The organism is Acinetobacter sp. 243_ASPC, assembly GCF_001054715.1.
Taxonomy (GTDB): Bacteria; Pseudomonadota; Gammaproteobacteria; order Pseudomonadales; family Moraxellaceae; genus Acinetobacter; species Acinetobacter soli.
Genome location: NZ_JVOR01000040.1, coordinates 1 through 14174 on the forward strand (window position 1 = coordinate 1; position 14174 = coordinate 14174).

Sequence of the window (14174 nt, forward strand, 5' to 3'; positions counted from 1 at the left end):
GGGACCTGCGGATTAACAGTCCGTCGCTCTACCGACTGAGCTATTGGAGAATCTGATGCGCATTTTATGCAGAAGCTTTTACTTGGTCAAGCAAATGTTTAAAAATATCTATCTATTTGATTTAATTATAATCAAAACATGAACTTGTGTTGGATAATTACACATTTTTGCTTAAAAAATAAAAAAGCTGCTCTAATGAGAGCAGCTTTTTTTGAAAAATAGAGAACTTATTTTTCAACGCCAGCAGGTTGGCCAGCAAGTTTCGCGTTTGCATAATCCCAGTTCACAAGGCTTTCAAGGAAAGTCGAGATGTACTTAGGACGCGCGTTACGGTAGTCGATGTAGTAAGCATGTTCCCATACGTCAATGGTCAATACAGCAATTTGACCGTGTGCAAGCGGAGTGTCTGCATTTGAAGTTTTAGTAATTGAAAGTTTACCATTGATTTCGTCAGCCACTAACCACGCCCAACCTGAACCAAATTGAGTGGTTGCAGCAGTGGTGAATTCTTCCGCAAATTTTTCGTATGAACCAAATGCTTCATCAATTTTTGCAGCAAGTGCGCCTGTTGGTTTACCACCGCCATTTGGAGCAATCGAGTTCCAGTAAAAAGTGTGGTTCCATACTTGTGCAGCATTGTTGAAAATACCTGCTTTAGATGAATCGCCTGCACTTGCTTTAATAATGTCTTCAAGTTCCTGACCTTCAAGATCTGTGCCTTTGATCAGGTTGTTCAGGTTAGTCACATAAGTCTGGTGGTGCTTATCGTGATGGTATTCTAAAGTTTCTTTAGAAATATGTGGTTCAAGTGCATCATAAGCATAAGGTAAAGCAGGTAAAGTAATGGTTGTCATGTCTAATTTCCTTGCGTTCGCTGGGTATTTGAGACTGTTATCGTATCTCGATTTTATAGCACACAAATGCTAAAAAAAGCTTACAGCCCCTTCATTTAGGTGGCTCTAGTGTAAATCATTCTATGTGCAAAAGGTCATCAATTAAAATAACAATACACAATAAAGCTCGAATTAATACGTATAAGGCCTACATCTCGTTTATACGTCCTAAATCGGATTATTCAACTCAAAATAGGTGTATTTGAGCGAAAAATGCTCGCTTAGTGCTTTGCCTAGACGCTGAACACCGTAGCGTTCTGTTGCGTGGTGCCCGCAGGCAAAATAATGTACGTTTAATTCTTGTGCTTCATAAAATGTTCGTTCGCTCACTTCGCCTGAAATATAAGCATCACAGCCTTGTGCTGCTGCTTTGGCAATAAAGTCCTGCGCACCTCCGGTACAAAATCCAATTTTTTGTATCGATTTAACCTGTGCTGGTAAGTGAATAATATTAAAATCAAACGTATCTTGCAGTTTGGCTTTAAATGTTTCAGGTGAGACAGCCTGCGTTAAATAACCGATATTGCCTATTGGAAATTTTTCGTTTGGATCGAGCGCTTCAATGCGTTCAAGTTCGAGTAGGTCTGCAATTGCAGCGTTATTGCCCAGTGTTGGGTGTGCATCGAGTGGCAAGTGATAAGCAAGTAGGGAAATATTGTTTTGAATGAGTTTTTTAATTCGATGACCGCGCATACCAGTAATCGGGTAGGGTTCGCCTTTCCAGAAATAACCATGATGAACCAGCAATACATCGGCCTGCATGGCAATTGCAGCGTCAATTGCCGCTTCTGAGGCAGTAACTGCGCACAGCACATGCTTTACTTCGGATGTACCTTCAATTTGCAAACCATTCGGTGCGTAGTCTTTGAATTGAGCGGAACTTAATGTTTGATCGCACCAGCTGACGATTTCATTTAACTGGGTCATGAATCAACCTTTTTTACATCTATATGATTAAAGATCTTATTACAGCATGCATTTGAATGTAACTAAAGCTAGACAAATCTTTTGATGTGTTCTGAGCTCGTGAGTAAGTTATGCTTTAAAATAGCCAAAAATATAGTTGCTTCAATACATTAAAAACTTTTTGAGGATATATTCGTGCGTCAGACGTTCAAATGGTTGCCCTGGGTATTACTCGTCATTGTCACTTTAAGCTTTCTCGCTTGGCAAAAATTCCAGCAACCGAAGCCGCCAATTGCGGCAGACGGCGTTCAAATGCCAGCAGAAAAAGTTGAGTCTTTAGTCGATACATCAAGATCGGGTGGGGTGGTGTCATATAATGCTGCCGTTAAAGTGGCAGCTCCTGCGGTGGTTAATATCTTTACCACGCAAAAAGTCAAACAGCTTAACCATCCTTTACTTAACGATCCTGTTTTTCGGGAGTTTTTTGGTAATCAATTACCGAATCAAACAGAACAGAAAAATGAAAACAGTCTGGGCTCAGGTGTGATTGTTCGTGCAGATGGGTATATTCTGACCAATAATCACGTGATTGCTCAAGCTGACCAGATTGTGGTCGCACTCTATGACGGACGACGTGCCGAAGCAAAAGTTGTGGGTACAGATCCAGATACCGATTTGGCAGTCATCAAAATTGATCTGGATAAACTACCGGTTTTACCCTTTAAACTCAGCGGAAATGAAGTGGGTGACGTAGTACTCGCAATCGGAAATCCATTTGGTGTAGGGCAAACCGTTACTCAGGGGATTATCTCTGCAACCGGTCGTTCAGATTTAGGCATCAATACCTATGAAGATTTTATTCAAACCGATGCAGCAATCAATCCGGGTAACTCAGGTGGTGCCTTGATTGATGTAGCAGGAAATCTGGTGGGAATTAATACCGCTATTTTCTCGCAAACAGGTGGCTCACTCGGTATTGGTTTCGCTATTCCTGCACGTGTGTGTCAACAGGTATTGAATTCAATTTTAAAAGATGGACGTGTTGTACGCGGCTGGCTCGGCATTAGCTTGGTTGCGCCTACACAAGATGATGTACTCGCGCCAAAACAACCGGGTGTGGTTGTGGCCGATGTTCTTCAAAACGGCCCGGCGGCACAAGCGGGTGTGAAGGTCAATGATAAGATCATTAAGGCGAATGACGAACAGATTAATTCGGTATCGCATCTGATTAACTATGTTGCACTGCAACAACCCGGCAGTAGCATCACGCTCGAGGTTGAACGCAATGGTCAACGTCAAAATCTACAAGTGAAAGTAGGTGAGCGTAAGGTTCAAAACCAGAACTCGCAGTACATTCCATTACCTCAGCGCTAATTAGAAGTAAAAAAAGGAATACATATGTATTCCTTTTTTTTGCCTGTAAAACCGAAGTTATTGAGTAGGCTTTTAATCTGAATTAAACAGTTGATTTGAACTGGCAATTCGCTTAGCAATGTAATGTGTTTGACGAAAACGAATTAAAATAACTTGAGACTGCACTTCAAGTTCACCAAATTCAGGTTCCACCTGTACATAATGGACTTGCCCAAACTCATCTCGAACACGGGCTTGCGCAGAAAAACCAGGTCGGGCATTACCACTGGAGAGCGTAGCCAAGCGCCCGAGCAAAGTACCAAACTGATGATCCACTTGCGGTTTGATCACCTGATCTAGGCAATGAATCATAAAGACGGTAAAGAAAATGGCAATGATCAATGCAGGCAAAATCAGGTAAAACGGAGAGATAAAAAAGTGTTGTTTAGCAAACACAGATAACTGTAAAAAGTAGCCTGCAAAACTGAAGTTGATGAGAAAGAAAACCAAAATCAGCACTTTAGAAAATTTAACATTAAATAGGGGGGAGTGGCTTAACCAACGCGGTAAAAAGCGTTTAAGAAAAATACTTGGTCGAATGCCAATATATATTCCGATGGTTTCGGCCATGCTGAGGATTACCAATGCCATGACACTTAAGTTAAATGGCAAAAAGTAATAGTTGAGTAAAAACTCCACCATGACCGAAGCTCCTTCTTATTCTGCTAAATAAATGCCGCCATCGGAATGCACCTTAATTTCGACTTTGGTTAAAGCCTCTCCAAGGCACGGACCCGAAATACATTCACCTGTTTCGACATTAAACAAGGCGCCGTGTGTCGAACATTGAATATATTCATGATCGTAATCGAGGAACTGGTTTTCCAGAAACTCAAGTTCGACCTGTAAATGCGGGCATATATTTTTATAGGCGTAAAACATACCATCACGTTGTGTGATAAAAATCGTTTCACCCTCGACCTGATCAAAGGCGCGAGCTTCACGTTCAGGAATGTCTTCCGTCATGCAGATCTTTTCCATATATCAAGCACATTCAGTTTGAAAGTTTGTCAAAAGTGTAGCATAAGTTGTGACGTCCAAACGTGGGCCATATTGTGAAACCACTTCACTTGAAATCAGAATAGACAACTGCGCCGCATCTTCAAAAGACATGCCATGATTTAATGCAAATAAGAAGGCACCTGCAAATGCATCACCAGCACCATTGGCATCGATTGCAGTAACACGACGGCCATCGAGATGAAAATGTTGAGATGGTGTCGATACAGTTGCACCTTTTGCACTTTGTGTAATGACAACGGTATGATTTTTGGCCTTTAAAACCTGAAATGCAGCTTCAAGCGTTTCTGTAGCGGTATACATCAGTGCTTCTTGTTCATTACAGAATAATAAATCCACACCATCTGCAATCATTTCATCAAGCCCTTCACGTGCATATTGCACCATTGCTGGATCAGATAACGACAGCGCAACTTTAACGCCATGTGCTTTGGCAGTCTCACGGGCGTGCATGACAGCTTGACGCGCGCTTGGGCTAGTCGATAAATAGCCTTCGATATATAACCACTTCGCGCTTTTTAAAGGCTCAAAGTCAATTTGATCGACTGAAAGTGCGGTGGTAATACCGAGATAGGTATGCATAGTGCGCTCAGTATCTGGGCTAATGAGTACCATGCACGTTCCAGTTACACCTTCCGTGAGAGATTTTTCCGAGGTGACGATATCCGCATCGTTTAATCCTTGGAGGTAAATCGAGCCCAACTCATCATGACCAACGCGACAACCATAAAAAGCCCGTCCACCTAAGGCACTAAATGCCACTGCGGTATTGGCAGCCGAACCGCCACTGGCTTGACCTTTATATTCTTGTGATGCCAAAAGTTTTTCGTAAAGTGCAGCCTGAGTATCACCCTCGGTCAATTGCATGGTGCCTTTTTGCAAACCAACATCAGCTAAAAACTCATCCGACACTTTAAATTCTTGGTCAATAAGCGCGTTTCCAATTGCAAAAAGATCAACTGTTGCCATGGCGTATGTTCACATCTCGATTTAAAAATCCAAATTTTACACGATCATGATCGCAAGCTGTAGTTTATGGCGTGAAATACCTATTCATCGTCTATGAACAACACAAGATCAGCTTAGATGAGGGGAATATTAGATATCCATGCATTCTTGCATCGATATAAACGCAATAAGACTTGATCAGATCGAGAATTTAATAAAAAAGATTCATTTTTTGGAAAAACTTAGTATTTGAGTCGGATTAAAGCTATCAATTTCAGTAAAAACTAAGGCTATAATGGGAACACGTTAGAAATTGAAAATAGTAGGAGATCACATGACTGTAGATGTCACTGGAACCATTAATCAAACTGTCCATCCTGCGTTTCAGTTGGTACGTCAACACCATGTTGAGGCCTTAGATATTTTGGTCTCTGAATATGCTCATAAGGTGACGGGAGCAGTTCATTATCATTTGGCCACCTCTCACGATGAAAATGTATTTCTGGTTGCATTTCGTACGCAACCTATGGATTCCAAAGGTACAGCGCATATCTTAGAGCATACGGCACTGTGTGGATCGGAAAAATTTCCGGTGCGTGATCCATTCTTTTTGATGATTCGCCGTTCACTTAATACCTTTATGAATGCGTTCACGTCAGCAGACTGGACTGCTTATCCATTTGCAACTCAAAATAAAAAAGATTTTCAAAACTTACTTTCTGTCTATCTCGATGCAGCGTTTGCAGCGAATTTGAATCCGCTTGATTTCGCACAAGAAGGAATTCGCGTTGAGCTTGAAAATGACGAACCTGTCTACAAAGGTGTGGTATTCAATGAGATGAAAGGTGCGATGAGTGCACCTTCGGATCAGTTATATCATCAGCTTGCGCATCATTTATTCCCTGAAACAACCTATCATTACAACTCTGGTGGTGATCCTAAAGACATTCCAGATTTGACCTATGACCAGCTGGTGTCATTTTACAAATCGCATTATCACCCGAGTAACGCCGTATTTATGACCTTTGGCAATCAAAGTGCTTATGAGTTACAAGAGCAATTTGAAAAATTGGCACTGGCGAAGTTTCAAAAGGGTACGACATTGTACTCAAAACCTGAAAAGCGTCTTGCAGCGCCTATTCAGGTCAGCGAGCATTATGCGGTCGATAGCGATGATTTATCAGATAAAACCTATCATGTACTGGCGTGGTTACTTCCTGAAGCAAGCGATATCAAACTACGCTTAGGTTTGCGTTTGGTCGAAGGCATTTTACTTGAAAACTCGGCTTCACCACTGCGTCATTATCTTGAGACCTGTGGCTATGCGCAATCGACAGGCCCACTGATGGGTGTCGATGATTCAAACTTTGAAATGACCTTTTACTGTGGTGTTCAGGGTTCAAATCCGGAACACGCAGAAGAGTTTAAAACAGGTGTGCTCAAGATTTTAAGCGATGTGGCTGCTGCACCAATCGATCCGGCTTGGGTCGATGCGATTTTACATCAGATCGAATTACATCAGCGTGAAATCAATGGTGACGGCATGCCGTATGGTTTGAGCTTAATCTTAAATGGATTAAGCAGTGCCATTCATCATAATGACCCGATCCACGTTTGGGATGTCGACAGTGCCATTGAGCAAGTGAAAGAAGAGCTTAAAGATCCGATGTGGCTGTCAAATCTGATTCAGACACATCTTTTAGATAATCCGCATCGAGTTCAAATGACGTTGATACCCGATGCAGAAAAATCGGCCAAAGAACAGGCAGAAGAAAAAGCACGTTTGGCGGCTTTGGGTGAAACTTTGACTGATGCAGATCGTGCTCGAATTCAAGCTGAAACCGAAGCATTAAAACAGCGTCAAGATACTCCTGATAATCTCGATTTACTGCCAAAAGTAGGATTAGAAGATGTACCTGCCGATTTGCATATAGTGCAGGGCCAGTTAAGAGAAATTATTTCCAACCGACATGATTATCCGCTCAATTTGTATCATGCGGGAACCAACGGTCTGTACTATCAACAAGTATTGATTCAAATTCCAGACGCTGTGGTGCAATCGCCGTACTTTAATTTACTGTCTATTTTGATGGGTGAGGTAGGCGCTGGCGATTACGATTATCTTGAGTTGCAACAATTGCAAACCGCTGTCAGCGGTGGCCTAGGCATGGGCGCTTCATTACGTAGTAAAGTCGATGATAAAGGCAAAATCAGTGCATGGTTGACTTTAACCACTAAATCATTGAATGAAAAATATGATGCCATTGAGTTGCTTAAGCTTGCGTTTGAAAAACTGCGCTTTGATGAAAAAGATCGCATTGTTGAGCTGTTACAACAGCGTGCAACGCGCTGGAAATCACGTCTGTCGGGCTCTGGCCATAGCTATGCAATGCAAGTGGCATCACGTAATGCCAGTGCATTAGCGCAACGTGATTATCATAATACGGGCTTGGGTGCACTCAACTGGTTAAGCGATCTGGTCGACCAAATAGAACAGGATGAGCAGGCCTATACCGCCTTGATCGATGCATTAAAGCAGATTCACCTTGCACTTTTGCAAGCCCCAAAACAGTTTTTACTGGTCTGTGAAGAGCAGTTTTCTGAAACGCTGGTCGAGAAAATTCAGGCGGTATGGGATCATCTTGATGTAGACACGCAAGTGGCGCAAGTTGAACAGTTTACGCACTTGAATGATGATCAGGACGAAGCTTGGCTGATTCAAACCAACGTACAGTTCTGTGCAACGTCATACCCAGCGGTTGAGGTTACTCACCCAGATGCAGCACCTTTAATGGTACTTGCAGGTTACTTACGTAATGGTTTCTTGCACAGTGCGATTCGAGAGAAAGGTGGTGCATATGGTGGCGGTGCAAGCTATGACGGTAATGCATGCGCATTTCGTTTTTATAGCTACCGGGACCCACGCCTAACCGAGACCTTTAAAGACTTCGAGGCGAGTATTGAGTGGTTGCTGAATACACCTCAGCAAGCACATCAGTTGGAAGAAGCGATATTGGGGCTGGTCTCGAGTATGGATAAACCAGGCTCACCTGCTGGTGAAGCAATTACGGCTTGCTATGCCTTGCTTCATGGCCGTACACCTGCTTTTAGAAAAACCCTGCGCACACGTTTACTGCATGTCACATTAGAAGATTTGCAACGCGTGGCACGCGAATATCTGATTCAGCAAAAACCAACCAAAGCAGTGGTGGCTCCGGTAGCGAAACGACAGGAACTTGAGCAGCTTGGTTTTACAGTTAAACAAGTGAACTAAAAGAAAAACGGAGAGCGTATATGTCGTTCAATTTTGTTGAACGAACACCGTTACAACTCAGTATGCTGAGCATATTGGGTTGTCTGGGGGTGTCGGCAGCCTATGCAGCAGATGTAAAGAGTACATTTCCACCCAAAGCGGTTGCTTCTACGACAGTTGAAGCATCGCCTAGTCCAGCAAGTGCCAAGGCGTGTGTTGGATTAGATTCAAATGCAGACCGCTTAGCCTGTTATGATGCGCTGTTTAAAACGCCTATCGATACCAATAACATGCTGGCGGCTCAGGCAGCCGCACCTCTGGCTCCAGAAAAAAAGTCAACTCCAGAAACTCTTCCTGAAAAAATTCAGGAAAAGGTTGGGAATGTATTTTCTTTAGATGCCGGTCCGATCGATCCAACGGTTTCTTTGTTGGATAAACGCTGGGAGTTGTCTGAAAAAGCCAAGCTTGGAACGTGGAATATTCGTGGCTACAAACCGGTGTATTTGCTTCCAGTATTTTGGACCAGCAAAAAAAATGAGTTTCCATCAAGCCCTAACCCAAATAACACCGTTACTCAAGATCAAAACTTAAAGTCGCTAGAGTCGAAGTTTCAGTTATCGCTTAAAACCAAAGCGTGGGAAAACATCTTTGGCAATAATGGTGATTTATGGCTTGGCTACACTCAGTCATCACGTTGGCAAGTCTTTAACGGTGAAGAATCGCGTCCTTTTCGTGAAACCAATTACGAACCTGAAGCGAGCTTGATGTTTCGTACCAATTATCGGGTATTTGGTCTAGATGGACGATTGCTTGGTGTCACACTGAATCATCAGTCGAATGGTCGTTCTGATCCATTATCTCGTAGCTGGAATCGTGTGATATTTAATGTGGGTTTTGAGCGTGACAATTTTGCTTTAATGTTGCGTCCATGGATTCGCATTGAAGAAGCTGCTAAAGATGACAATAACCCCGATATCGAAGATTACGTGGGCCGTGGTGATCTAACGGCATTTTATCGCTGGAAACAAAATGACTTTTCGTTAATGTTGCGTCATTCTTTAAAAGATGGTGATAAATCGCATGGAGCCGTGCAGTTTGACTGGGCTTTCCCAATTACCGGTAAATTGCGTGGCAATTTCCAACTATTTAACGGTTATGGTGAAAGTCTGATTGATTATAACCACCGTGCGACTTATGTCGGTCTTGGCGTTTCATTGCTAGATTGGTTTTAATTTGATTTTGAATAAAAAGAGGAAGCATGATGCTTCCTCTTTTTTATCCAATTTGAATATCGGCATTTGGATGTTTCAGGCGACTTTTACGTGGTGTGGCAATCAGGTAGGCCAGCGTGAGTGGGCCTAAACGTCCTGCAAACATTAATAAAGTCAATACAAATAAACTGCTGTTGTTGAGTTCGCCGGTAATGCCTCTCGAAAGACCAACCGTACATGCCGCAGAGACAATTTCGAAAAATAGATCCAGAAAGTTCTTATGTGGCTCTAAAATTAAGATTGTAAAAAAGCCGACAAAAATCAGAATTAAAGTAATAATGGCAACAGCCAAAGCCTTAAATGTACTTTCGTAAGAAATCGAATGATTAAAAATGCGTACTTCATCGTGGCGTTTTAAAAAGGCAATCACGCTAAAAAGTAAAATAACTGCCGTACCGACTTTAATACCACCTGCTGTACTGAGTGAGCCGCCACCAATAAACATCATAAACATGGTCAGTAAGGTAGAGCTGTTGGTCATTGAGCCAATATCAATGGTATTAAAGCCAGAAGAACGTGGTACGGTTGCCTGAAACCATGCATTGATTGCCTGTTCGCCGAAACTCATGTTGTACAAGGTGAGGGGATTATTGGCTTCCAAAAGCCAAATCATCAGAAAGCCAACAAGATTAAGCACTCCAATACTCACAATAATAATTTTGCTATTAGGGCTGAGTTTTCGCCAGCGTTTGTGCTGCTTGATATCCATTAAAACCAAAAAACCCATTCCGCCTAAAATATATAAAAAACTGATGGTGAGGCAGACGATATAATGATCATAAAAGTTGATTAGATTGTTAGGAAATAAAGAAAAACCCGCATTGTTAAAAGCTGAAACACTATAAAACATGGCGTAGTACAGCGCGTGTAAAAAACCAAATTGCGATGTCCAGACCACAGTCAAGATCACGGTGCCAATCAACTCAAAAATAAGGGTATAAATAAACACGGCTTGTGCCACAAACGTTACTTTAGACAAGCTGGTATGGCCGATTGAATCTTGCGCCATGATTTGCTGTTTAAGACCCAATTGAGGCGCCAAACTAAGTGCGGCCAAGATGGCAAAGGTCATGAAGCCTAAACCCCCAATCTGGATCAAAAACAGTAAAATAATTTGTCCCGTAGTGGTTAATGCGTGCCCGATGTTAATGACTGACAGACCGGTAATGGTCACTGCCGAGGTTGAGGTAAACAGGGCATCCATCCAGCTCAGGTGGCCGTTGTTGGCTACAGGCAGCTTAAGTAAAAAAGTACCGATAATAATAAAACTTAAGAACCCTAAAGCCAGTAGAGAGGGCGGACTTAAATTAAATGATTTTTGCTTAAGTTTTTGTTTTTTCATGAGGCAAAAACCGTACTGAAAGTTTTTTAAGTTGATCGATGTGTCCTTCAACAATCAAGATATCCTTAGATTGCACTGGGCAAGTCGGGTCAGGTTCGTAAATAATATCTTTGCCGCGTTTGAGCAAAATCGTTTTAACATGACTCATATCATTGATTAGCCCCAAAAGATGAATGCCATTTAAGTGCTTAGGAATTTCAACTTTTACAATATAGTGATCATCATCGAGTGCCATATAGCGGCTGACCATCGGGTAGTTCAATGCTTGAGCAATTCGGACGCCCATATCCTCTTCGGGATGAATGATTTTATCGACATGTAAATGCGACAAAATCATGCTGTGTGCTTTGGTTTTGGCTTTTACCCAAATTTTGGGCACGCCCATATTTTTTAAATGCAGCACACATAAAATACTGGCTTCGATGTCTTCGCCAATTGCAACAACGACTGTTTCACAACTTTGAATGTTCAACTCTTCAAGTACATGTTCGTCACTGGCATCGGCGATCACTGCATGGGTAAGTTGATCACTTAAATCTTCAACATTTCGCTTGATGGAGTCGATGCCAATCACATCATGATTTAACTTCACCAGTTCGGTTGCAACAGTTGCACCGAAACTTCCCAGTCCAATTACTGCAAATTGCGCCATATAAAAAACCTTATTGCTATTTTTCGGCTATAGTTTCATAAAAATCAGTGTAGTAGTTTTTGTTTGGGTTTAAAGCACATAAATGTTACGAAACAGAGTATAGAAGTCGGTCATAAAAAAACCAGCACATACGGCTGGTTTTTTTATAGCTAGATCGCTTTATTTAAGAAAGCGTTTATAGCCGGCATTGTGAGTAATTTCTTCGTATGGATAATTGATTTGTTCGAGCGTCTGAATCAATACGTCAGGATTTTCCTGCACATCAGTTGCCTGTAATCCAACCAGTACGCGACCTTCCGCTGCGCCGTGGTTTCTATAATGAAACAGACTGATATTATGTGATGGACCTAAACGTTCCAAGAAGGTCAATAGTGCACCCGGGCGCTCAGGGAATTCAACACGAAATAAACGTTCATTGGCAATGTTGGCATGACCGCCAATTAAATAGCGAATATGGAGTTTAGCCACCTCATCGTCAGACAAATCATCCACATCATATTGGCTTTTGAGTAATTCATGAATGTCATGACGCTCTTTTTCACCCGATTTTAAGCTAATGCCGACAAAAACCTGAGCGGCATCACTGTCACTGGCACGGTAGTTAAACTCAGTAATATTACGACCATGGAGTGCGCGGCAGAAATTTAAAAATGCACCTTTTTGCTCTGGAATGCTCACCGCAAAAATTGCTTCTTTACGTTCACCAAGTTCGGTACGCTCTGCGATATAGCGCAGACGGTCAAAATTCATATTAGCGCCGCAAACAATCGAGACTATATTTTTATGACTTAAATTATGTTGCTCGATATATTTTTTGATGCCTGCCAGCGCCATTGCACCTGATGGCTCAACGATACTGCGGCACTCGTCATAAGTATCTTTGATGGCTGCACATATTTCATCAGTATTGACCAAGACCACATCACGCTCAACGATTGGGCCAGAGTTGTCAGATTTTTGCAGTTGAATCACTTCAAAGGGTTTTTCACCAATTTGTGCAACTGCGGTTCCATCTGCAAACAGCCCCACCTGTGGAAGCACCACACGCGCATTGTGTTCAAATGCCGCTTTTAAACATGCAGATTCATCATATTCAACTGGAATGACTTTAACATGGGGGGCTACATCACCTAAATACGCCGCAACACCTGCAATCAGGCCGCCACCGCCCACCGCCACAAACACATATTCGACATCTCGCCACTGGCGCAAAATTTCATTGCCAATCGTTCCTTGACCTGCCATGACCAGCTCGTCGTCATAAGGAGGAATAAACGTCATGCCTTCATCTTGAGCACGCTGAATGGCGTATTTATTAGCAACATCGAACGAATCACCATGCAACACCACATCGCCACCCAAACGTTTAACTGCTTGAACTTTAATGTCTGGCGTTGTTTTTGGCATCACGATAATGGCGCGAATTCCCAGTTTTTGACCAGATAGCGCCACGCCTTGTGCATGATTGCCTGCCGAAGCCGTAATCACACCGCGTTCAAGCTGTGATTTGGGTAACTGGCTGATACGGTTATAGGCACCTCGTAACTTAAACGAAAAAACGGGCTGTAAGTCTTCACGTTTAAAGCGAATATTGTTGTTTAGTTTTTCACTAATTCGTGGCGCTGCTTCGAGTGGAGTTTCGATTGCAACGTCATAGACCGTTGCTTGTAAAATTTGTCGAACCAAACGAGACAGCATGTTAATTTTCCATGTAACAGTTTAAAATAGCCGCTTATTGTAACAAACCCCTGCACATTTGCGTTTTAAAATTGCGCAAAAGGTGAAAAAAAGTTGAGTGATGTCATGAGTCTATATGCTACCCAAGATGAGAAAAAACAAGCAGCAGCGAAAGCTGCTTTAAAACACTTACCTAAAGGGGGCATTTTAGGAGTGGGAACCGGAAGTACAGTCAATTTTCTGATTGAACTTTTACCTGAACTACAGCTTGAAGCAGCGGTTGCCAGCTCGGAAGCCACAGCTAAACGCCTAAAAGAATTGGGCATAGAAGTGCTCGACATGAACCATGTGGGCGGTTTAGACGCATATGTCGATGGTGCCGATGAAATTGATCGTCACATGCACATGATTAAAGGTGGCGGTGCCGCGCTCACACGTGAAAAAATTGTGGCATCAATTGCAAAGAAATTTGTATGTATCGTAGATGATTCAAAATGGGTTGAACAGTTGGGTCGTGAGTTCCCGTTGCCTGTTGAAGTGATCCCTATGGCGCGCTCTGCTGTTGCGCGTAAACTGGTGAGTCTTGGCGGCGATCCTGTTTACCGTGAAGGTGTAGTCACAGATAATGGTAATGTGATTTTGGATGTATACAACCTGAATATCCTCAATGCGATTGAGCTTGAGAAAACCATTAATGATATTCCAGGTGTGGTGACCAATGGTATTTTTGCCCTAAATGCTGCAACCATTGCAATTGTTGCAACAAATAATGGCATTGAAGAGCGCACAGCGTCTTAAT

General features: G+C 42.4%; 12 protein-coding genes. 4 read left to right on the forward strand and 8 right to left on the reverse strand.

Annotated elements, in window-relative coordinates; all coding sequences use genetic code 11:
• Positions 1 to 227: 227 nt before the first annotated feature.
• Positions 228 to 854 (reverse strand): superoxide dismutase, encoded by a 627-nt coding sequence (locus tag ADA42_RS03935; RefSeq protein WP_004936712.1) that lies wholly within the window; start codon positions 852 to 854, stop codon positions 228 to 230.
• A 207-nt stretch (positions 855 to 1061) separates the two neighbouring features.
• A complete protein-coding gene (locus ADA42_RS03940) occupies positions 1062 to 1820 on the reverse strand; it encodes a Nif3-like dinuclear metal center hexameric protein (protein WP_004946580.1) in 759 nt (252 codons plus the stop codon).
• Positions 1821 to 1994: 174 nt separating this feature from the next.
• Here ADA42_RS03940 and ADA42_RS03945 point away from each other — a divergent pair, with 174 nt between their 5' ends.
• Positions 1995 to 3173 (forward strand): trypsin-like peptidase domain-containing protein, encoded by a 1179-nt coding sequence (locus ADA42_RS03945; RefSeq protein WP_004936717.1) that lies wholly within the window; start codon positions 1995 to 1997, stop codon positions 3171 to 3173.
• A 72-nt stretch (positions 3174 to 3245) separates the two neighbouring features.
• Here the strand turns inward: ADA42_RS03945 and ADA42_RS03950 are convergent, their stop codons facing one another.
• Genes ADA42_RS03950 through ADA42_RS03960 form a run of 3 tightly spaced genes read right to left on the reverse strand, consistent with a single transcriptional unit; the run spans position 3246 to position 5201 of the window.
• Positions 3246 to 3854 (reverse strand): OB-fold-containig protein, encoded by a 609-nt coding sequence (locus tag ADA42_RS03950; RefSeq protein ID WP_004936720.1) that lies wholly within the window; start codon positions 3852 to 3854, stop codon positions 3246 to 3248.
• 15 nt (positions 3855 to 3869) lie between these two features.
• Complete coding sequence (locus ADA42_RS03955; protein WP_004936723.1) at positions 3870 to 4178, reverse strand: Rieske (2Fe-2S) protein; 309 nt, start codon at positions 4176 to 4178, stop codon at positions 3870 to 3872.
• An 18-nt stretch (positions 4179 to 4196) separates the two neighbouring features.
• Positions 4197 to 5201: an adenosine kinase gene (locus ADA42_RS03960; RefSeq protein WP_048763697.1), complete on the reverse strand. Its 1005-nt coding sequence runs from the start codon at positions 5199 to 5201 to the stop codon at positions 4197 to 4199.
• A 313-nt stretch (positions 5202 to 5514) separates the two neighbouring features.
• Between ADA42_RS03960 and ADA42_RS03965 the strand changes: the two genes are divergently transcribed.
• Together ADA42_RS03965 and ADA42_RS03970 are read left to right on the forward strand one after the other, a co-directional pair.
• Complete coding sequence (locus ADA42_RS03965; RefSeq protein ID WP_048763699.1) at positions 5515 to 8454, forward strand: insulinase family protein; 2940 nt, start codon at positions 5515 to 5517, stop codon at positions 8452 to 8454.
• A gap of 20 nt (positions 8455 to 8474) precedes the next feature.
• Positions 8475 to 9665: a phospholipase A gene (locus tag ADA42_RS03970; protein ID WP_004946588.1), complete on the forward strand. Its 1191-nt coding sequence runs from the start codon at positions 8475 to 8477 to the stop codon at positions 9663 to 9665.
• Between the two features lie 43 nt (positions 9666 to 9708).
• Here the strand turns inward: ADA42_RS03970 and ADA42_RS03975 are convergent, their stop codons facing one another.
• From ADA42_RS03975 to ilvA, 3 genes are all read right to left on the reverse strand, one after another.
• Entirely contained in the window at positions 9709 to 11046 is a 1338-nt protein-coding gene (locus ADA42_RS03975) for a TrkH family potassium uptake protein (RefSeq protein ID WP_004936733.1), read from the reverse strand.
• On the reverse strand, positions 11027 to 11698 hold the full coding sequence (locus tag ADA42_RS03980; protein ID WP_004936738.1) for a potassium channel family protein: 672 nt from the start codon (positions 11696 to 11698) through the stop codon (positions 11027 to 11029). Before ADA42_RS03980 ends, ADA42_RS03975 begins: the two co-directional genes overlap by 20 nt.
• Positions 11699 to 11857: 159 nt before the next feature.
• Positions 11858 to 13396, reverse strand: coding sequence for a threonine ammonia-lyase, biosynthetic (gene ilvA, locus ADA42_RS03985; RefSeq protein WP_004936741.1), 1539 nt, complete (start codon positions 13394 to 13396; stop codon positions 11858 to 11860).
• Positions 13397 to 13501: 105 nt separating this feature from the next.
• Between ilvA and rpiA the strand changes: the two genes are divergently transcribed.
• Positions 13502 to 14173, forward strand: coding sequence for a ribose-5-phosphate isomerase RpiA (gene rpiA / locus ADA42_RS03990; protein ID WP_004936744.1), 672 nt, complete (start codon positions 13502 to 13504; stop codon positions 14171 to 14173).
• Position 14174: the final 1 nt, after the last annotated feature.